The sequence below is a fragment of the Myroides marinus genome (assembly GCF_900109075.1).
Taxonomy (GTDB): Bacteria; Bacteroidota; Bacteroidia; order Flavobacteriales; family Flavobacteriaceae; genus Flavobacterium; species Flavobacterium marinum_A.
Window position 1 is genome coordinate 58719 of sequence record NZ_FNYS01000016.1, and the last position, 22923, is coordinate 81641.

The 22923-nt window shown below is 33.8% G+C and carries 14 protein-coding genes and 1 tRNA gene; 7 read left to right on the top strand and 8 right to left on the bottom strand.

All coding sequences use genetic code 11. The features are described 5' to 3' along the window. Positions 1–2: 2 nt before the first annotated feature. Positions 3–74: transfer RNA gene (locus BMX53_RS14300), tRNA-Glu, on the bottom strand. Between the two features lie 76 nt (positions 75–150). Next, on the bottom strand, positions 151–1626 hold the full coding sequence (gene proS / locus BMX53_RS14305) for a proline--tRNA ligase (RefSeq protein ID WP_038988009.1): 1476 nt from the start codon (positions 1624–1626) through the stop codon (positions 151–153). Positions 1627–1729: 103 nt separating this feature from the next. Between proS and BMX53_RS14310 the strand changes: the two genes are divergently transcribed. The 5 genes from BMX53_RS14310 (at position 1730) to BMX53_RS14330 (ending at position 8367) form a co-directional block, all read left to right on the top strand. Beyond that, positions 1730–2767, top strand: coding sequence for a hypothetical protein (locus BMX53_RS14310; protein ID WP_074747127.1), 1038 nt, complete (start codon positions 1730–1732; stop codon positions 2765–2767). A 25-nt stretch (positions 2768–2792) separates the two neighbouring features. Continuing rightward, on the top strand, positions 2793–4355 hold the full coding sequence (locus BMX53_RS14315; protein ID WP_074747143.1) for an OmpP1/FadL family transporter: 1563 nt from the start codon (positions 2793–2795) through the stop codon (positions 4353–4355). 111 nt (positions 4356–4466) lie between these two features. Beyond that, positions 4467–5318 (top strand): hypothetical protein, encoded by an 852-nt coding sequence (locus BMX53_RS14320; RefSeq protein WP_038988007.1) that lies wholly within the window; start codon positions 4467–4469, stop codon positions 5316–5318. A 799-nt stretch (positions 5319–6117) separates the two neighbouring features. Further along, on the top strand, positions 6118–7431 hold the full coding sequence (gene rimO / locus BMX53_RS14325; protein WP_038988006.1) for a 30S ribosomal protein S12 methylthiotransferase RimO: 1314 nt from the start codon (positions 6118–6120) through the stop codon (positions 7429–7431). A 189-nt stretch (positions 7432–7620) separates the two neighbouring features. Further along, positions 7621–8367, top strand: a complete 747-nt coding sequence (locus tag BMX53_RS14330; protein ID WP_038988005.1) for a glycerophosphodiester phosphodiesterase — start codon at positions 7621–7623, stop codon at positions 8365–8367. 138 nt (positions 8368–8505) lie between these two features. On the opposite strand, the gene BMX53_RS14335 is transcribed toward BMX53_RS14330, so the two are convergent. From BMX53_RS14335 to BMX53_RS14345, 3 genes are all read right to left on the bottom strand, one after another. After that, positions 8506–9975 carry an SLC13 family permease gene (locus tag BMX53_RS14335; RefSeq protein ID WP_038988004.1) on the bottom strand — a complete coding sequence of 490 codons (1470 nt, stop codon included), beginning with the start codon at positions 9973–9975 and terminating at the stop codon, positions 8506–8508. A 146-nt stretch (positions 9976–10121) separates the two neighbouring features. Continuing rightward, complete coding sequence (locus BMX53_RS14340; RefSeq protein WP_038988003.1) at positions 10122–13322, bottom strand: TonB-dependent receptor; 3201 nt, start codon at positions 13320–13322, stop codon at positions 10122–10124. Between the two features lie 146 nt (positions 13323–13468). Then, positions 13469–15826, bottom strand: coding sequence for an outer membrane beta-barrel family protein (locus BMX53_RS14345; RefSeq protein ID WP_063175602.1), 2358 nt, complete (start codon positions 15824–15826; stop codon positions 13469–13471). A gap of 125 nt (positions 15827–15951) precedes the next feature. Between BMX53_RS14345 and BMX53_RS14350 the strand changes: the two genes are divergently transcribed. Beyond that, positions 15952–17271 (top strand): ATP-binding protein, encoded by a 1320-nt coding sequence (locus BMX53_RS14350; RefSeq protein WP_074747129.1) that lies wholly within the window; start codon positions 15952–15954, stop codon positions 17269–17271. Further along, on the top strand, positions 17264–17941 hold the full coding sequence (locus BMX53_RS14355; RefSeq protein ID WP_038988000.1) for a response regulator transcription factor: 678 nt from the start codon (positions 17264–17266) through the stop codon (positions 17939–17941). Before BMX53_RS14350 ends, BMX53_RS14355 begins: the two co-directional genes overlap by 8 nt. Positions 17942–17978: 37 nt before the next feature. On the opposite strand, the gene BMX53_RS14360 is transcribed toward BMX53_RS14355, so the two are convergent. From BMX53_RS14360 to BMX53_RS14370, 3 genes are all read right to left on the bottom strand, one after another. Then, positions 17979–18845, bottom strand: a complete 867-nt coding sequence (locus BMX53_RS14360; protein WP_074747131.1) for a tetratricopeptide repeat protein — start codon at positions 18843–18845, stop codon at positions 17979–17981. After that, a complete protein-coding gene (gene def / locus BMX53_RS14365) occupies positions 18808–19398 on the bottom strand; it encodes a peptide deformylase (RefSeq protein WP_038988358.1) in 591 nt (196 codons plus the stop codon). Before def ends, BMX53_RS14360 begins: the two co-directional genes overlap by 38 nt. Before the next feature lie 80 nt (positions 19399–19478). After that, a complete protein-coding gene (locus BMX53_RS14370; RefSeq protein WP_244154522.1) occupies positions 19479–22712 on the bottom strand; it encodes an AsmA-like C-terminal region-containing protein in 3234 nt (1077 codons plus the stop codon). Positions 22713–22923: the final 211 nt, after the last annotated feature.

A 22923-nucleotide genomic window follows, 5' to 3' on the forward strand; every position in this document is an offset into this window, starting at 1 on the left:
TGTAGTCCGTAGGGGAATCGAACCCCTGTTACCAGGATGAAAACCTGGCGTCCTAACCCCTAGACGAACGGACCATTTGTTTCTCTAATGCGGATGCAAAACTACAATAATTTTTTTATCCCGCAAGAGAAAAACAAAAAAAAATTGAAATTAATATGCTTTAGCAAATAACACTCTACCCTTAGAAGGCTTGCCTGTTAGCACACATATTCCCTCTTCCTCTTTTCTATCAATTGGAATACAGCGAATTGTAGCTTTAGTAAGGTCTTTGATCTTTTCTTCTGTTTCTCCGGTACCATCCCAGTGTGCAGAAATAAATCCACCTTTACCTTCTAACACTTCTTTAAATTCTTCAAAAGAATTTACTTCTGTGATATGTTCTGCTCTATAATCGTATGCTTTCTTATATAAGTTAGCTTGGATAGTCTCTAATAGATCTTGGATATACTCCACGATACCATCTTTAGACACTACCTCTTTTGTCAATGTATCACGACGTGCTACCTCAAAAGTACCATTCTCTAAATCTTTTGGTCCTACAGCTATACGTACAGGCACTCCTTTTAATTCGTACTCAGCGAACTTCCATCCTGGTTTGAATGAAGTACGGTCGTCAAATTTGAAAGAAATATTTAACTTCTTAAATCTATCTGTAATCTTTTTCACTTCCTCACGAATAGCTTCTAACTGCTCGTCAGTTTTATGAATAGGCACGATTACTACTTGTATAGGCGCTAAGTTTGGAGGTAATACCAATCCATTGTCATCAGAGTGAGTCATAATTAATGCTCCCATTAATCGTGTACTAACACCCCATGATGTAGCCCATACATGCTCTTGTTTTCCTTCTTGAGATGTAAACTTCACATCAAATGCTTTTGCAAAGTTTTGTCCTAAGAAGTGTGATGTACCAGCTTGTAACGCTTTACCATCTTGCATTAATGCTTCGATACAGTAAGTTTCGATAGCACCAGCGAAACGCTCATTCTCTGTTTTAAAACCTTTAACTACCGGAATAGCCATAAAGTTCTCAGCGAAATCAGCATATACATCTAACATTTGTTCTGCCTCAGCGATAGCTTCTTTTTCAGTTGCGTGCGCTGTATGACCTTCTTGCCATAAAAACTCAGCTGTTCTTAAGAATAGACGAGTTCTCATTTCCCAACGAACTACGTTCGCCCATTGATTCACTAAGATTGGTAAGTCACGGTATGACTCAATCCACTTTCTATATGTATCCCAAATAATTGTTTCTGATGTAGGACGTACGATTAACTCCTCCTCTAATTTAGCATCTGGATCTACTTCAATAGTCTTTCCATCTTCTGCTGTTTTTAATCGGTAATGAGTTACAACTGCACATTCCTTAGCAAATCCATCTACGTGACTTGCTTCCTTACTAAAATAAGATTTGGGGATAAACAAGGGGAAATAAGCATTTTGGTGACCAGTTTCTTTAAATTTCTTGTCTAACTCTGCTTGCATCTTCTCCCAGATAGCATATCCGTAAGGCTTGATAACCATACATCCACGTACACCTGAATTCTCTGCCAAATCTGCTTTGACAACTAATTCATTGTACCATTTAGAGTAGTCCTCACTTCTTTTAGTAATATTCTTGCTCATTTTTAATATATTAGCAGTTAAAATTGTTTAACTCTTAATTAACTATAATAATTCCACAAAACTAACTAAATTTGTTTTGACCGACAATTAAAAAAACAACGAAATGAAAACAATTATCCAAACTTCTAGAATATTAAGTAAAATCGGAATGTTTTTACTTATAGGAGGATTAACTGTTTCTTGTGGTTCGTATTATAACACATCATATAATGATGGTGTATATAGTCAAAGTGGAAACACTCAACAATATCGCAGCAACCAAAATCCTGACAGAAATTACTATGAGGAGTACTTTAAGTCTAAGAGTGAAGATTTAGAATACTTCACAGATGTAAATCAATATACATCTCCAGTAAATGACAGTGTAGTTCAACACAAACCTAAACAAGCTGTTTCTTACGGTTCTTGGGGAACAGAACCTAGCAGTGTATCTATTAATTTTTATAACAATGGATACTACGGTTACGGATCTCCTTATTATGGTTACAGATATGGCTACCCATATTATGGAGGATACTATGACCCTTATTGGGGTGGTGGTTTTGGTCTAAGCTTTGGCTTCGGTTGGGGCTGGGGAGGCGGATACTATGGACACCCATGGGGTGGATACTATGGTTATCCATACTACGGATACGGATATCCTTATTACGGAGGATACTACCCATACCATAACTCATACTACTCTACTGTAAGATATCCTTCTAATGGACGCTCTAGCTATTCTAGATCTTCATATAATAATGGAGGAAGTTCTTATAATAGTTCGAGAAGCTCTTACTCTAGAAGTAACTATTCAGGTAGTAACAATTATTCGAACTCTAGTAGATCTTCATACTCTAGATCTTCATATAATAACGGTAGCAACTCTTATAATAATAACAATTCTTATAACAATAGCTCTAGAAGTTCATACTCACGTTCTTCTTATGGAACTAATTCTTCTAATAGCTCTCGTTATAATAATACATCTAATAATAACAACTATAACAACTATAACAACAGTTCTAGAAGTTCTTATTCGAGAAGTAGCTACTCTACTCCATCTTCTTCATCTTCATATTCTCGTGGAGGAAGCAGTTATAGTGGAGGTTCTAGAAGCTCTTCAGGAGGAGGTAGTTCACGTAGCAGTTACAGCAGATAATATATAAGTAAACATGATAACTAAAATGAATAAACATTTTTATACACTAGTAAGTTCTATTTTACTTACAGCAGCGGCTACTTATGGACAAGAGCCTACCCCTACTGATATCATGAGGTATAATCAGTCAGACTTAAACGGTACAGCCCGTTTTAGAGGTATGAGTGGTGCATTCGGTGCAGTAGGAGGAGATTTATCTTCTTTAAGTATTAACCCTGCAGGTGGTGCTATCTTTAATCATAACACTGCAGCATTCAGTTTATCATACTTAGATAGAAGTAATAAGTCTACATATTATGGTAATAAAGAAAAAGAGAACTATAATGGACTAGATTTAGGACAGATGGGAGCAGCTTTTGTATTTAACAACTACAATGAGAATGCTACTATGAAGAAGTTCACTATTGGACTTAACTACGAAAGTACTAAGAATATGAGAAATGACGTATTCTTTAGAGGTATGAGTAATGGTAATAGTTTAGGTGATTACTTCCTAAATATGGCTAATAATGCTAAAGTAGATCATAATATTTCGAATCCACAAGGGATTAGAGAAGATCTAAACAATAATTTTAATTATGATCAAGGATATAGTGATGCCGCTTATTATGGTGGTTATGTTGGACAACAAAGTTTCTTAGCTTATCAAAGCTATATCCTTAATCAAGGACAAGGAAATGGTTCTTATACGGCTAACTACAATCAAAACAGTAGATATGACCAAGCTAGAAGACTTAGCACTAGTGGTTTCTCTAGTAAGTTCTCTGGTAACTTCGCTGCTCAGTTAGGTAAAAAATTCTATGTGGGAGCTAATCTTAACTTACACGTTATAGATCATACTCAAAGCAGTATGGCTTCAGAAGTTATTGAGAATCCTGGCTCTAAAGGTTCTATTCACACAATGAATTATTTTAATGAGATGTACACATATGGTACAGGGTTCTCATTTAATATCGGTGCGATTGGACAACTTACAGAATCATTAAGAGCAGGGCTTTCTTATCAATCTCCTACTTGGTATTCATTAAAAGATGAATTAATACAAGGAATGAGTAATTCAATTGTTGGAGAATCCCCAGTAAATTTTTACCCAAGAGTAGTTAACCTATCGGGGAGCTATAGAGTAAAGACTCCTTCACATTTTACGGGGAGTTTAGCTTATGTGATTAATAAAAAAGGGTTAATTAGTGTTGACTATACATATAAAGATTATAGCAATAACAAGTTTAAACCTACTAGTGATGATACTTATTATGGGCTAAACGAAGGAATCAATGCTATGATGACTGGTACTAGTGAAGTGCGTATCGGAGGAGAATATTTAATTAATCAAGTTAGCTTAAGAGCTGGATACCGTTTTGAACAAAGTCCTTATAAAGATGAGTTTAAAATGTATGGAGATCTAAACAGTTTCTCTGCTGGTGTAGGATATACATTTGGTAGTTCTAGATTAGACTTATCTTACTCTAGATCTCATCAGACTTATAAAACGCACTTAGTAGACACAGTAGGCCCAAGTGCTTATGCTGCAGCAGATATCAAAAACACAAATAACTTCGTAAGTTTAACATACAATATCAGCTTCTAACACTTTTTAGAAGTTAGAGTACTTAATCTCTTTATCAGATAAACTGATAAAGAGATTTTTTTATTATACCTTTGCCATTCGATTTTTTTTAACAATAATAAAAACATATATATGAAGGGTATTTTTAAATTATTCTCTGCATTATGCTTGTTTGCTACAGCAACAAGTTTCGCTCAAGAAGCAGTGACTACACCTTTGCGTTACACAGATTCTAACAAAGGTAAATTCTATGTTTACTGGGGAGGTAACCGTGGTTATTTCAGTAACTCTGACATCAGATTTAGAGGAGATGATTACGATTTCGTACTACAAAGCGTAGAAGCATCAGACAAACCTAAAGGATGGCATATTGACTACATCAATCCAGCTCGTATGACTATTCCTCAAACTAACTTTAGAGTAGGTTACTTCGTTAGTGATAAGTACAACGTTTCTATTGGTGTTGACCACATGAAATATGTAATGGATCAGAACCAAACTGTAGGTATCTTAGGATACTATCCTGGGCAAGGTAGCTTTGGAGAAACAATTCCTGGGCAACCAAACCGAGTAAAACTTACAGATGAGTTCTTACAATTCGAACACACAGATGGGTTAAACTATATCAACGTAGAGCTAAACCGTGTAGATGATATCTCTAAGTTATTTGGAGTATGGGATACTGATAAAGTTCAGATCAACTTAACTGAAGGTATTGGAACAGGTATCGTATTACCAAAAACAAACACAACACTATTAGGAAAAGAAAGATATGACGAATTCCACGTTTCTGGTTTTGGTTTTTCTGCTAAAGCAGGTCTTAACGTAACGTTCTTCAAACACTTCTTTGTTCAGGCAGAGTTAAAAGGTGGATATATCGATATGTATGACGTACGTACTACTGCAGACAAAGCAGATAGAGCTATGCACAACTTCTGGTTTGCACAAACAGTTATCGCATTCGGAGGTATCTTCAAATTATAATACTAAGTCATAGACTTTAAATATAGTAAGAGGCTGACATTAAATTGTCAGCCTCTTTTTTTGTTCTCACAATTCACACAATACCAACTTTACTCTCTATATTAATACTTATTCATGACATAACTCCTATTAATAGTTCATTATATGAATAAGTACTATTTTAGTTATTAGTTCATTTTTTTAACTCCTTTTTCTAATTTACACCTCAACATCTTCACTTTTTAAAGCCTCAAAAGGTTCTTTTGGGATACTTTTTTAAAAAATACGTCTTAATACTGCTCTAAAAAGCTCCTTTTTACAAAAAAGTACCTTGTTTTTTTTATTCTCATAATAAGAATAAACAACAACAAGACACTATAAATCAAAACATTAAACAAAAACAGTTTTTCCTATAAACAAAAACAAATAAGGCCTTAAAGCCAATAACCACGTGTACTCTGGGGCATTCCTTTTACAATTCTTCTAGGATTCCTCGAAAATGCTCTACGTAGAAGCCTTTTTATAGAAGAACTATAAAAGTACCTTAGAACTATCCTAGACTAAAGTGACATCACTATTGCCTGTGTATTTTGTTTCTGTATCTAGATATCACATCCTCTAACTTTTATTAAAATAAATCAAATCATTTCATACAGTCTTCATATACATAAAGCTACTTTTGCACCTCTATCCTATTCAATAACAATACATATACTAAAACAGAATGCTTATAATTAGGAGGGCGTTTCATATAATTATACTAAAGCCTATGTTTTGTAGCTAAAAAAAATGTAATTTTGCAGTCCAATTTTTTAAATCAATGAGAACCAAAACTTTAAAAAAGAATAAAATCAACGTAGTAACTTTAGGTTGTTCTAAAAACGTTTACGATAGTGAAGTGTTAATGGGACAATTAAAAGCTAGCGGAAAAGATGTAACACATGAAGCTGCTACTGATGAAGCGAATATTGTAGTAATCAATACTTGTGGTTTTATCAATAATGCTAAAGCAGAATCTGTAAACACAATCTTAGAATACGTAGATAAAAAAGAGCAAGGTATTGTTGACAAAGTCTTCGTTACTGGATGTTTATCTGAGCGATATAGACCTGATTTAGAAGCTGAAATCCCTAATGTAGATCAATACTTCGGTACTACAGATCTTCCTTTATTACTTAAAGCATTAGGAGCTGACTATAAACACGAATTATTAGGAGAACGTTTAACTACTACTCCTAAGAACTATGCTTACCTTAAGATCGCAGAAGGATGTGATCGCCCTTGTAGTTTCTGTGCTATTCCATTAATGCGTGGAAAACACGTATCTCAACCTATTGAGAAATTAGTAAAAGAAGCAGAAGGATTAGCTAAAAACGGAGTAAAAGAATTAATCTTGATTGCTCAAGATTTGACTTACTACGGATTAGATTTATACAAAAAGAGAAACTTAGCAGAGTTACTAGAGAACCTTGCTAAAGTAGAAGGTATCGAATGGATCCGTCTTCACTATGCATTCCCTACAGGATTCCCTATGGATGTATTAGAATTAATGAAGAGAGAACCTAAGATCTGTAATTACTTAGATATTCCATTACAACATATCTCTGACAATATTTTAAAGTCAATGCGTCGTGGTACTACACAAGCTAAAACTACTAAATTATTAAAAGAATTTAGAGAAGCCGTACCTGGTATGACTATCCGTACTACATTAATCGTAGGATACCCTGGAGAGACTGAAGAAGACTTCCAGATTATGAAAGATTGGGTACAAGAGATGAAGTTTGAGCGTTTAGGATGTTTTACATACTCTCACGAGGAGAATACACATGCTTACTCTTTAGTAGACGATGTACCTGAAGAGGTAAAACAACAACGTGCAAATGAGATTATGGAGTTACAAGCTCAGATTTCTTTTGATCTTAACCAAGAGAAAGTGGGACAAACACTACGTTGTATCATTGACAGAAAAGAAGGTACTGAGTTTATCGGACGTACAGAATTCGATAGTCCTGATGTAGATAACGAAGTGAGAATAGACGCTACACAACACTATCTTAAGATAGGTGAGTTTGCAAATATTCACATTGATAGTGCTTATGAGTTTGACTTATTTGGTACACCTGTAAAATAATAAACTAAAGCTGTTCAGAGATGAGCAGCTTTTTTTATCTTTATATGTGATCATCACTAACACTGATCATACCGCGTTTTCTAATAAGGCATTGATGTTCTATCCTATTATTTACACTTTGATAATATTGAGGTAAAACATAGAATACATTAAACAGTCATATTTGTCTAAACAATTAGAAAACATACCATGAAACTAAAAACACAACTATTAGCCATAATATTAAGCATGACAGCAACAGCATTTGCTCAAGAATATAATCCATTAAGAATAGGACACAGAGGTGCTATGGGACACATTACAGAAAACACTGTAGAGTCTATCAAGAAAGCTGTGGAGATGAACTGTGACGTAATAGAGATAGACGTTTTTACAGTTAAGGATGGTTTTCTTATGGTACATCATGATGACAAGTTAGAACGTCTAACGAATGGAAAAGGAAAAATAGAAGATTACACTAAAGCAGAACTAAAAAAATTATTAGTAACTGAAAAATATTCAATACCTACTTTAGAAGAGATCATAGATGCTATCGACAGAAAAGCAGTCTTAAACATAGAACTAAAAGGAGCTAAAACGGCTGAACCTACAGCTAAAGTAATAGAAGCATATAAAAAGAAAGGATGGACAGATGCTGACTTCATCATCTCTAGTTTTAAATGGGATGAATTAGAAATTATGCGCAAAAACAATAACAATATTGACATCGCTGTACTTACAGGTAGTGAGCCTGCTGATGCTATAGAGTTCGCTCATAAAGTAAAAGCCGTAGCAATCAACCCTTACTATAAAACGCTAAACCAAGAGAATGTAAGTAAGATCAAACAGGCTAACCTAAAGATATATCCTTATACTGCTAATGAACCAAAAGACATTGAGCATCTAAAGGAATTAAAGGTAGACGGTATCATTACTAACTTCCCTGAAAGAATATAATTTATTTAAACCCAGATTCAGCAATAAACTAATTAACTCGTAGTATTGGGATAAAGCGGAATCTGGGTTAAATAACAGTTTTAAGCAAAAAGGCGTATTCAGATTGAATACGCCTTTTTGCTTATACTATATGTTCTATTAAATTGCTTCAAAGAAGCCTGTAAAATGCTGTAAGAATAGTACCCATAATATGATAATGGTAGTACCTAATATTGCTCCAAAGAGTCCACCGAGGACAAAGTCTTTCTGCTTTAACATCCCTGTACCAAATACGATGGCATTAGGTGGTGTAGATACAGGTAAGAACAATCCACATGATGAACACAACCCTACTACTAGCCCTACTGGCAATAATTGGTCTGGAGGTAATACGATAGCTGCTATATTAATCACAATAGTAGCTGTAGCTGTACTACTCATAATATTAGAGAATAACACTGTAACGACAGCAAAGATGATCATCATCACGATCATATTAAACTCCATACCTGCTAAGAACTGTGAGTAATAAGGTGCTAGCAACTCTTTAATGGCCATCCCTAGAGATAGACCTCCTGCTACTAACATCAGTGTATCCCATGGTAATCTACGTACGTCCTCTGCTGTGATAATACCTAGCATCGGTAAGAACATAATCGGCACCATAGCTGCTCCAGCTGTAGGAATATGTAATCTACTACCTAGCATCCACATCAATACAGTTACAACAAGGATAACGATAACAGCTAATCGCTGTAGTCTCATATTATTAGTCATATCTAAAGCCTTGTTAGCAAAAGATACATCTAGTCCTTTTACTTTAGAGGTATACTTGCGTACTACAGCATACCAGAATCCTCCTAATAATACCACAGCAGGTATAAATCCTAATAGTAACCACTGAGAGAATGTAACGTCAAAACCTTTTGACTTTAATACGTTTACTACAATTAAGTTAGGTGGTGTAGATACCATACTCATCATCCCTGCAAATGTAGCTGCTGCAGGTATACTGATTAGAATAGCCTTAGACATATGAGAATCCTTACCTTCCCTATCGATAAGTGGCATCACTGATGCTAATACCATAGCTGCAGTAGCTGTATTAGATATAATAAGTGATAATACTGAAGTAACTATGATAATACCTAATACTAGTGTGTTAGGGTTAGAGCCAAATACAGAAATAGTCTTTTTAAACAAGGATAAATCGAGGTTAGTCTTACGCATCCCTTCACTCAAAAAGAACCCTCCTAAAAATATCCAGATAACACTATCAGACCAGGTGGCCGAAATCTCTTGAGGGGAGATAGTAGCTCCTTGCATATTGCCCATCGTATAGACGAGGAAACCTATAATCATAATTCCAACTGCGAAAGGCGGAATAGCTTCTGTCGCCCATAACAAAATTGAAAAGATCAGAATAAACATCGTGTAACGCTGTGCTTCTGTAAAAACATCTGGAGACAAAAAGTATGTCCCTAATAAAGCTGCAACTAATGAAAAGAAGAAGATTCCTACTCTCGTTTTGATATTCCATACATTCCAAGAAGCTTCTATCAAAAGCTCACTATAGAAACGAATACCTGTTCTAATCTTTCTAATCTTGTCAAAGTAATCAAATTCCATATTCAAACATTTAACTGTTAAAATTACGACTTTTAAGTGCAAAATGCCACTTTTACGAGAAGTATAAGGAAACAAAAAAAGATAGCCTTTCGGCTATCTTCCTTAATTACCTAATTGAAATATGTAAAACTCTATATATAAGACTTTTAGTTAAAACTATACTTTAATCCTATTTGTATCTGATAAGGTGTTCCTCTTTTTACAGGAGTCCCTTTTGTATTTACTCTATAGTTAAATTCTTGCTTATCTTTATCAAACCCTGGTAGTGCTGCTACATCTCCTTTTTTAGGAACACCTAAAGCATATAATGATTGATTACGCATAGATTTATTCACTCCCCAATCTTTATTTAACAAGTTAGCAACGTTAAAGATATCTGCTGATAATTCAAACTTATGCTTTCCTTTTACTTTAAATGTCTTTGCAATACGCAAATCAAATACTCCAAAGAAACCATTCTTACCACCATTTCTTTCTGCTACTTTACCATAGCTATCTTCTAAATAATTCTTAAGACTAGTACTTACTTCTGGATTATCTATGATTGCCTGTAACCCATCTTTTATATGTTGTGGTGTTTTAGGATCATTAATATCAAACACATAAGCTAAATCATTACTTCCACTTACGAAATCTCCGTTCGTATTACCTCCTGATAACAAACTGTATCTAGTACCTCCTATTCCTGAGAAACGAACTCCTACATTCACTCCATAGAAACTAGGTGCATTACCATAAATTACTAACTTATGTCTGAAATGGCTATCAGAATAACTCATCTTACTTAGGTCTCTAGGATCTGATGCGACTGGTAATCCTAAGGTAGCTGAGTTAGCGACGTTACCATTATAAGAAGTATTGTCTTTAGTAGAGTTCCAAGTATAACTAACCGCTATCTGACCATCTCTATAATAGTTATAGTTCGTATCAAAAACTAAGGCATAGTTATTCACTTTTCCTTCGCTTACTAATTCTAATACACGTCCTAACTTATCTGTCTTTCTTCCTTGTTTCCAATCAGAAGCTCCATTAGCTAAAATAGTTTCTGCTGGTACGAATACCCCTCTACCTCCTTCATTATCTAAAGTAAAGAATGGTGTGTCTACCATATTTCTATCTTTATAGAAGTAGTTGTTACGCGCTAAGTTCATATACCCTGTTACACTTACTTTAAATCTACTGCTGAAGAAGTGTGTATATGATAAGTTAGCTTTATATACCATTGGTACTTTTGCATCTTTACCAGTAAAGTTGATGGTACTTAACTGATGTTGTTCTAATGAAGGTATAGTGCTCTTATCTCTCCTATATGCTTCGAAGTCTGGCATTGGTACATCTGTCCCCATTACGTCAACAGTAGCTAACTTACTACCATCGAAAGTAAGGTTATTAATCAGAGCATAGTTATTGATATCCGAACCAAATATACCTCCTCCTAAACGGATATAATCTGTATTATTCTCATTGATATTCCAATTAAATTGAATACGAGGCTGAACAATCAATGATTTGAATTTATTATCTGTTCTCAATCCTAGCTCATCATACACCAACTGGTTAAACTTAGCTGTCGGATACTTAGCATAATCCATGCGTAGTCCTAATGTCATATCTAATCCAGGTGATAACACAGTCTGCATCTGTCCATAGATACCTGCATTTAAGATGTTACCATCTACTGTAAGATCATCTACTAGTGGAACTTCTCTGTAGTACTTATAAGGTCTCATATTCTCAAAACTGTCCATAGATGAATATCCTAAAGCTGGATCAGTATTAAAATGGAAACGACCATTTACTTCACTTCCATATACAGACTTAGAGTTGGTCTGCATTAAGTCAACACCAAAGGTATAGTTAACCTTATCCGTGTTATAATATAGATTATTAACTATCTGGAATACATTATTAGAAAACTTCTCTTGAGCAAAGCGATGTCCTCCAAACTGAATATTGGCAGAGCGCACTCCTCCTCCTACATTGGAAGTAACATTTTCTACAATAGCACGAGGAATGTACCAACTCGGCAATTGCTCATTCTGATAACTGTCTTGATTAGTATATAAATACTGTACTTTTAACTCATTCGTTACCTTAGGACTAATATTTGATCTCAATGTAGCTAATATACTATTGTCAATACTCTTATCTGTCCCATAAGACTCGTATAAATTAATCTGAGTATTATCACCTAGCCCTAATGGATTATAATCATACGTTAAGTTATTTCTAACTGTTAATAAGTTGTTCTCATTAATCTGCCAGTCTAAACGCAAGAAAGCTGCATCAGAGTTTCTTCTCTTATCAAATGTTCCATATTGTGGAGCATCTGATACTCCATACTTATCACGTGCTATCCCAACGAACTTATCTAAAGTCTGGTTAGTGATACCGTATCTATCTTCATCTTGTGGTCCTTTTATATCAGCTATCATGAGAGATCTAGTATCTAACTGGTGATCCCAAGCCACGAAGTAATGAAGCTTATCTTTAATAATAGGTCCTCCTAATGACACTCCATATTGGTAAGTAGAGTAATCCATTTTTCCTTTCTTATTACCGTTGATATCATAAGGGCTTGATAACCAATCTGCACGCATATAAGAGAACATAGATCCTGTAAACTCATTAGTACCTGCTTTAGTCACCGCACTTACTGTACCTCCCCCACTTCTTCCTAATGTCACATCATACTGATTAGTCACTACCTGAAACTCACGTACAGCTTCCATAGATACAGAATATGGTGCGCCACTTCTACTAGTAGTAGCCCCTGCAGAAGTAGGGTTTTTAGCAGTAGTACCATCAATAGTAAAGTTAGTCGAAGAACCTAATTGTCCTCCAATAGATCCTCCATTAGACAGAGGAGATAAATCTGTAAGATTAGAGAAATTACGACCATTAATAGGTAAGTTCTTAATAGAACTCGCTGTAAACGTAGTAGCTGCTCCTAAAGATTCTTTCTGATTCTTTAAACTCTTACCGTCAATAACGATTTCGTCTAAATGTTGATCTTCCACACCAATCATTAAATCGACAAATACATTATCTCCTTGATTTACATAATATCCTGTTTTTTTAAATTCAGCCCCTGCTTCATCTGTGGTCACTACTATATATGGTCCTCCCAATGGGATTTCTTTAAATACAAACTCTCCATTTGCATTCGTTTTAGTACGAGTGGTAAACCCTGTAGAAGTGTTTTTAATCAATACTTCTTTACCTTGTTGGATAGCATTATCCTGTAATACTATCCCTTGAATAGAAGCTTGTGTGGTTTGTGCTAAAACTTGTGCTGAGAACAATGCTGCACACACAAATCCTGCTAAGTGTAATTTTTTCTTCATTTACGATACTACTTGTTTGATTGATTGTGTCAAAACTATTTCACTAGTATTACCTATTGATTTTGAGTACGTAAATAAATTGTCATTAATAAAGCACAAAACGCGAACGTTCTTTAACGGGAAGTTAACAGACTGTAATCTTATGACTACAGCCTGTCTTTCTCTGCCATATCAATTTCTTTACTGCTGTATTTTGCCTTTTGGTTTCCAAAATTATACTTTACAGAAATAGCAAATCCTTGTGTATCACTATAGTCTTTAAAGTAATTGTTTTGATTAGCATAATTGGTACTGATAATCTGTCTATCACTTCCGAATATATTATACACATATAGATTGGCTGATATTTTCTTCTGTAAAAAATCTCTACTCATAATAAAGTCTGTACGTTGGTAACTGCTGATTCTAAAAGTCCCTTGTACACTTGGTGATGAATAAGAATAAGTCATCATTACTTTCCAATTGCTCTTCTTGTGTAAATCTACTGAAGCGAATAATCGCCCATATATACCAAATACATCATTCTTATATAATTTATTATCTACACCATAGAAATAGTCTTCTTGATATCCAGCTGTTAAATAACTATTCAGTACTAACCACTCTCCTATCTTATATGGTGTATTCAATACAATACCTACTTGTTGTCTCTTATCAATATTTGTATAATGATAGATAAGTGTATTCGTGTCATCTTCTTGGTAAGAGATTTCCATAGAAGGATTTATTTCCCTCTTATATACAGCTTCAATACTCCATTCTTTATAATCATATCCTAAACTAAAGTTATGACTGATCATTGGTTTTAAATCAGGGTCTCCTTGAAAATAAGAAAATAAGTTATAATAGCTCTTTGCAGGATTCATCCAAGAATAAGAAGGTCTATCTATACGTTTCCCGTACGATAAAGTTAAATGTTGGTCTTCTGTTACATCATACTTCACATAGGCTGTAGGAAACAGCTTAAAGTAAGACTGTGTATTATTATCTCCGTTACTCTTAGTTTGAATACCTGTATACTCACCTCTTAACCCTCCTTTTACTTGCCACTTATCCCAATTCTTAGTAAAGGATGTATAACCTGCCCAATTGATTTCTTGGTAATCAAAAATATTACTCTTGTCTTTATTCAATCCATCTAGTTTATAATCAAAAAAGTCTAAGCCATACTGTGCTTTCACAATACTATACTTCCCTCCTAATTCCCATTTAATTGTTTCCTTATCTACACTATAGTCTAATCCAGAAACTGCTAATCGAGTGTGTTGATTATTTTCTGTTGCAAAAAAACGTTCTTCTTTAGGTTTTCCCTTAAAATTAAGATGAGTCAATACATCCTGATTATCCTCTTGATATTCATATGTAAAATAAGATGACCACAATAATTTCTTGTCTGTACTAAACTTCTTATCTAACATCAGATACCCTGTATAAGTTTCCATATTAGCACGTTTCTTATTAAAAGTAGTGTAATTAGACTCAACATTATTATCCTTGTTGTAGATCAGAGTTGGTATCACGAAGTCTCCTTTGGTTTGCTCATTGATATATCCATTCCCTCCTATTGTCAACGTAAGTGTACTATCTATCTTCACGTCTAGCTCTGACTGAAAACTATGTCTTCCTCTGTATTTATTGATACGTGTTAGATCTGTACTCCATCGCTCTCCATTTTCATAAATTACATTATCTTCATTATATCGTGCTGATGTCCCATTGGTAAAAGAATAACTTCCTGATAGATTAATCTTTTCACCTGTATAAGAATGTTGTGTACTTAAAGTATTCACTGCATAAGTAGCCTGCTTATAACGATCCGTTACACTTCCTTTGTACCCTAAGTTTACATTTTTCTTTAGTTTAATATTTAAGACAGCATTCCCTTGTGCCTCATACTTAGCTGGTGGATTAGTGATTACCTCTACCGCCTCTACTTGAGTACCATCAGTTCCTTCTAGCATGTCTTTTAGTTGATCACCTGTCAGCATTACCTTCTTATCATTTATTGTGACTAAAATACTCTGACTACCTCTGATACTAAGATTATCCCCTATAGAAGTAACCCCTGGTGTTTGCTTGATAATATCCCAAGCATTAGTAGTAGCAAGTGGGGTATCCTGAACATTAAATACTAATCTGTCTATTTCTCTCTTTATTGTTGGGCGCTTCGCTTTAATAACTACTTCGTCTAATATGGCATTATCTTCTAATAGCTCAACTACAGATACCTCTTCTTTTCCTACAGTTACTACTTTAGATTTAAATCCTATGTAAGTAAACTCTAATTGCTGAGTTTCTGTATTTGTTATTTCATAATTACCTTGTTCATCAGTATACATAGATTGCAATACGTTACCCTGTGCATCCTTAGCTACAACAGTCACAAAAGCTAATAGCTCTTTCTTATTATCAACTACCTTTCCCTTGATAGTTGAGGATATAGATTGTGCTTGTGTTAAGGCTCCAAACAACAATGCACATAATAGAATAATAATACGTCCCATAATTTGATTAATTTTAAACAAAGATGCTACTCCCTCTTCTCTAATGTGGTTAATGAACGGTTAATGAAGGGTTAACAGAAAGAAGGGGTATCCTTTATAGTCTCATTTAAATTATCTTTGTATATATGAAAAAGCTTAATTCTAAATACTATTTAATTATATTCTGTGTATTCTATATCCTACTAATAGGGGTAATGGGAGCATATATATACCATGCTTTTCAACTAAAATGTAAAGAGATAGTAACTACTGTACATACAAGAATAGATAATCTAGAAGAATCTGGAATATTAAATAAATACACAATAAAAAAAGAGAATGAACAATATAGAATGCTCTTAGAGATAGTGCATGGAAAAAAAACATTAGATGAGTTTAAAGAGTTTAATAAAAAAATACTAAAAGCAAGAGAAGAACATTTTAGCCATCTCATAGATAGCTTATTTGTTAATGAAAAGTATGAAGTGGCTGTCAGATATGATATGTCTCAATTAACGTTACATGATCAAAAAAAAGAGCTTTTAGAAGCTCCTATAACTTTACTTCAGACCTCTCATAAAGTAGAAAAATCCTATAAAACCAATACTTCTAATTGGGAGGTACAGGAAAGTAGTGAACGAACTGATGTAAGAGAGGAAGAAAAAGAGTATAAACATCACTTCTCTCTGTATCAAAATCAATACATTGATATTAAAAACATTATAAGTATAGCTCTTTTATCGCTATTGCCATTACTTATTTTGACTGCTATCGTTGCTATATCACTCTTAGTCGTTTACTATATTGCCTATCGCACAATTAAACAAAAAGAAAAGGAAGTGGACAACTTGTATAACATGGTGGATAATGTCACTCACGAGTTTAAACTCCCTATCGCCACACTTAAATATGGGTGCAATAATCTAGCTCTAGAGTATCAATCTCCTACTATAGATCTACTTATGCGTCAAGTGAATCGATTAGATAGATTACAAAATAGCCTTACTCCTTATATGACAAGTGATAATAATCCTTACACTGTGAAGGACTTAACGCAGATGATGGATGACTTAAGACAATTATATCCAGAGGTTAAACTCTATGAACAATGGGATGCTCAAGAAGAAGTATTACTAGATAAAACGAAGATGGAGACTATTCTATTAAATTTAATAGAAAATAGTATTAAATACGGAGGGACAGCTATACAGTGTAATATATCTACTAATGATAAACATTATATATTCTCAGTCTTAGATAATGGAATAGGCATAGCTAAAGATCAACAAAGGGATATATTCAAAAAATTCTATAGAATAAGGGAAGGTAATATTCACAATACTACTGGACTAGGTATAGGATTATACCAAGTACAACAAATAGTAGAGTCTCTAAACGGGCAAATAAATATTAATAGTAAGCCTCAAAAAGGTACTACATTTATAATCACAATACCTTATGTATAAACTATTATTAGTAGAAGATGATTTAGACTATGGTACTGTTATACAACAGTATCTGGGTATCTGTGGATTTGACGTGACGTGGTTTTCTACTCCAGAACAAGTAATCGATACAATAAGTAAAGAACACTTTGACTTGGCTATCCTGGATATTATGCTTCCTATAAAAGATGGATTTACTTTATCTAAAGAGATTAATGCTATCGTACCTACTCTCCCTTTCTTATTCTTAACAGCTAAAAATCAGAATATAGATAGACTAATGGGATTAAAACTGGGAGCCGATGATTATATTTCTAAAACGTGTGATCCGGAAGAGTTAAAGCTTCGCATAGAAAATATCCTCAAGAGAACTGCTGTTCCTAAAACAGAACAGTATTTACTCGGAAGCTATGTTTTTAATCCTGTGCAATTAAAGCTTACACACGCTAAAGAAACCATTAGACTAACAGAACGAGAGCGTGACTTGCTGCTATTGCTAATTAATTATAATGGACAAGTAATTCCTAGAGAAGATATACTACAGAAGCTATGGCCTTCTGCTGATTACTTTAATGGCCGTAGTCTAGATGTATTCGTTACTCGCCTGAGAAAATACCTTCAACACGATGATGCAATTAGCATTACAAGTATAAGAGGTATTGGCTTTGATATCAATCTAGCTATAAAATAGAAAAGAGGTACTATATGAATATTATAGTACCTCTTTTCTATTTTATTAGTTCAAACCGCTTTAAGAAAGCATCATTGAGTTTCTCTTTATCTTTTATTCGACTTAAAGCTTCTTGTATTTTTATCTTATAATTTCCATCCCGTGTTTCTTTATACAATTCATCACAGGCTATAGCATAGTTAGCATTAAAGTCATCAAGTTTACTAAACGCATTATAGCATTTATCTAAATATTCTAATCCTGACCTATACTGTGTATCTGCTATAAACAGGATGCCTTTCATCAGATAAACTTCTTGCTGACGCTGCGGAGTCCAAGTATTCTCTGCAATATATAATCCTTCGGCTATACTTAACTTCTGAAGCCCATTAGCGATATCCCCTAATGAGGTAGCAGTAAGTCCTATCCCATAATAACCATCAGGGTCATCAGGAAAGTCTGTAATTAATTCTTCATACTTCTTCCTAGCTAATCCTACATTGCCAACGCGTAAGGCTGCTTCTGCTAATTCTTCTTTAAAAACAGAATTGCTCTTAGTCGCTAAACTATCCGCATAGTAGTAATAACTTACTGCTGCATCGTGCTTATCTTGTTTGGTTAAGGATACTCCTGTATAAAAATAGGCATCGCAGAGTGTCTTATCACGTTCTATCAAACTAAAAAATATCTTACCTGCTACATTGTAAAACTTAGGAGAATTTAAAGCTTTTAAACCAGCTTTATATAATTCTGCTACTTCGTTATCGTTAGAAGGACAACTTAGCTCTATCGTCTCATAATTATACTCTAATGCATTAGATTGAGCATATGTATAAGAGTTTATACAACACAACAGACTAACGAGAACAAATATTACTTTGTTCCATTTATCGTAGATATACAATCTCGCTCGTAGGTGATGCATTATAATATTGATTATTCTCTTGTTCTATCATGCGATCTGTAAATAAGACTCCATTCAGATGATCAAACTCGTGCTGCATAATTACAGCTGTAAAACCTTCTACTACTTCCTGGAAATGCTCTCCACTTAAATCGTAATAAGTAATCTGAATTGCTAAACTTCTATGTACTTGCCCATAAGCATCTGCAATAGACAAACACCCTTCATCTCCTCTGCGTTGAATTTTAGAGTACCATACAATTTCTGGATTGATAAAAAACTCAAAAGGTTCTCCTTCTTTATCCATACGTTGCACCAAGAAAACTCTCCTATTAATCCCCACTTGTGGAGCAGCTATACCTACACCTGGTTTCTCTTCACTCTGTACTGTCTTATACATCCTAGCAATAAGATATTTTAAATTCTCATCAGTAGGCAGTACCTCTTCACACATAGCACGAAGAACCTGTTCTTCTTGAGGATTATCAACTTGGAATACGTGCATAGGTATATCTACACTATTCTGTTTTATAAGTAGGTTCTCTATATCATTTAACTTACTATATGTACTCATTATATAATGTTTTATACTTCAAAAGTATAACTTAAATCACATATAAATGAAAAAAGCTCAGATAATATCTGAGCTTTTTATTATGCTGATTTTGGAAGACTATCAGGTTTAGTGGTTGGTAGGGGTTGTACGACAGGTGCCGGCGGTACAGAATCATTAACTGATTTTATATCTGAACCATCAACTTCATCCTCATCGTCGTCGTCTTTTGCACCTTTACCAAAGACATCACTTGCCTTATATCTACCTAATTTTATATCAAAGTCTTCAGCATTACCTGTAATTCTCATTGGTATACCAATGATCCCCATAGGTGGTAATCCTAATCTGAATCCTATATTCAAATCTCCATCTAAACTCACTTGTCCTTCAAAACGTGGTCTAAAACCAGCCATCTTCATTTTAGTGCGTTCAATAGTCATCACATTATCTTTAATAGATGACTTAATATTAACATCTGACAAAGTACCTTTCTCTAATGACTTCGCATCTGTCTTATCTGCAATAGCTCCTAAAAGCTTAAAGCCTTTGAAACTAATGTTAGCTAATGACAACGTTCCTTGCCCTTCAATACTTTTCATCACAGGGAACATGCTACTGTTCAATTTTCCTTTTAAACTATAATCTAGAGATACTGTTCCGTAGGCGTCTTTAGCCATACTCACCATTTCCCTAAACATTGTTATTTCTTTATAAGCTCTTTGAATATCAAACTCAGAAGCTTTTAAGTTATAACTAAACAGTGCGCTTCTATATCCTGTCGGCTTATATGTTCCATTCATAGATACATTAGTTCCGATCAAGTTGAATTTAGTATCTTTTAAATCAATCCCTCCGTTAGCAACTACTAGATTACCTGTAAAGTTTTCTATATTATATTCTGTGTACTTAATCTTATCACCAACAGCGTTAAATGTAATATTGACATCTTTAGGTACTTGGATAACTCCAGCATTAGCTGTGTTAACTGTAGTTGACTTACTAGTTTTATTATTAGCAAACATCATAAATTCATCTACATTCATATAAGGAGTTTGCAAATCAAAGTTTCCTCTTAATGTATCTCCTTTAAGCATATAACCTATCACATTAGTCAAGTATCCATTCATAGAGAATTTAGAACTACCATATGTTGCTTCAAACTTCTCAAACTTCATTTTTTCTTTATAGAAAGAGAAAACTCCTTTCTTAATATGAAGTGGTTTAGGGAACATATCTGAAGATACTGTGATGTTATCAACTTCAAACTTACCACCGTTATTTAACTTATCGAAATTCCCTTTAACAGCATCACTTTGTAATCCACTTAAGAACAAACTTGTCAACAAACGTCCTCTTACATCTATACCATCTATCTTAAATAACTTGTACAAATTCCCAATATTCAATGTACCTTTTGACTTAACGTTGTAATTAAGATTGTTTAAGTTATACAAACTAGCTGCTAACTGAAAAGGTTCACCTGCAATCTTGAAATTAATAGGTAATACTTTTATTGTTAAATCATTTAATGATCCTCGCTTACTATTAATTATCGTATGAATTTGTATATCCTCAATAGGTAGATCTGGTAACTTCTTAAATTGAATATAACCATCTACAAACTTAACCTCTGAATCAATAACTGGGAATAACTTACGCTTTGGTTCATAAGTCCCCTTAATACTTCCTTTAGCATCGATTACTCCTCTTAATACAACATCTTCGATAGGAATAAACTGCTTGATATTCTCTAAATCAACTTTTGCATCAACATCAGCTTCTACGTTGAAATCTTTTAGATTTTTCAGATAGATATTTCCTTTAATAAAATTACCCATTGCAGATAATGATATATCAGAGAATCTTAGAGAAGTATTCTTGTAATTAGAATCCTTAGCTACTACATCAAAACCAAAGTTTATAGCCTCAAGTGCTTCAGGTAATTCTTTCATCTTAAAGTATCCATCCTTAATAGATCCTTTAAGATCAAAAGTTGGAATACTTGTTATTGTACTATCGCGATAAACTTTTCGTAATGTTCTACGCTCTACTACACCTTTTGAATATGTACCATCAAAACTACCATCTAAAGCTAATTCTCCTTTCATTGCAAATCCATCAATCCCAATAGCTTTTTGGAACAAATCAAGATTTACAATTGAGTTAATTTTTCCTTTCGCTTTAATTACTTCAAGTCCTTCAACATTAAAGTTCATATCACTATGCTTACCATCTAAGTCAAAAGACAACTGCTTTACATCTACAATTCCTTTCTGAATATCTAAACGTGGCATTGAATAAGAAAAATCTAAAGTAAGATTCTCTAAAGGTTTAGCTACTTGTTTATTTTGAATAAAACCATTCTTAATTTTAAGTGCTAAATCAACATTAGGCGCTAAGTTCTCAGCTACAACATATTTACCTTCTAAATGAAACTTACCATCCACATCTCCAGCAAACTTAGTATCATCTAACCAATATTGATATTCTGGTGGTATTACAGATAACAATTGTTCTAATGTTGCATCCTCTGTCTTTACATCAAACAGCATATCATAACCATTCTCAACAAAACCAAAACGTCCTTTAAAATCAACTGGTAATCCTTTTATACGAAGATTATTCTTAGCAAAAACAAACGTTAAAGACTTTGTATCTACCTTAGTTTCTAATTTAGCTAGAATAGGCTTTTCCTTTACATAGTGTACTCCATCAAAATTAAAATCAAATGATCCGATACTCGCTTTACTTATTAAATCAAACACAGCATCACTCATTTTTCCTTGACCTATATAATCAAAACTAGAAGCTACAAAACTCAATTTACTTGCTAAGTCATTATATATAATCTCAGCTTTATCAATATGTAATTCCTCAATCTTTAGCTCTAAACTCTCATCTGTCTCTTCCTTTTCATCAGATGGAACAAATATATCATAGTTAGCCAAACCAACTTCGTTTACATTTACATTTACAACAGGTTGATTAATATAAATTTTGTTGAACGACAACTTACTATCTAGTAGAGCCATTATATCAACCCCTAAACTAACAGACTCTGCTTCAAATAACTTACCAATAAGCAAAGAATCTACTTGAACTCCTTCAATACTAGGTTTCTTTATAGTAGCTGTTAAAGAAGGAAACTTATTATAAAAAGATAAGTCAATACTTTCAAAGTTAACATCACCTTTAATTGATTCTTTCATTAATTCCTTGACCTTGATATTGATCTTATCTGCATAAAAAATAGGTACAACATACATTAATAGGAAAACAAGTCCTACTAACCCAACAATTACAATACCTAATCTTAATAATATTCGTTTCATTTTATTTAACATAGTATTCTTCAAATTGCGTACAAAGAAATAAATAATTTTCTCATTTTGGAGTTTAAAGATACAAAGATCAAAACAATAACTAATGAAAAAAGATGTACTTTATAAAAACAAAAAATCCCCAACCTCTAATGAGATTGGGGATTCTAAAGAAAGGCGGCGACATACTCTCCCACTGGTTAGCAGTACCATCTGCGCTAGC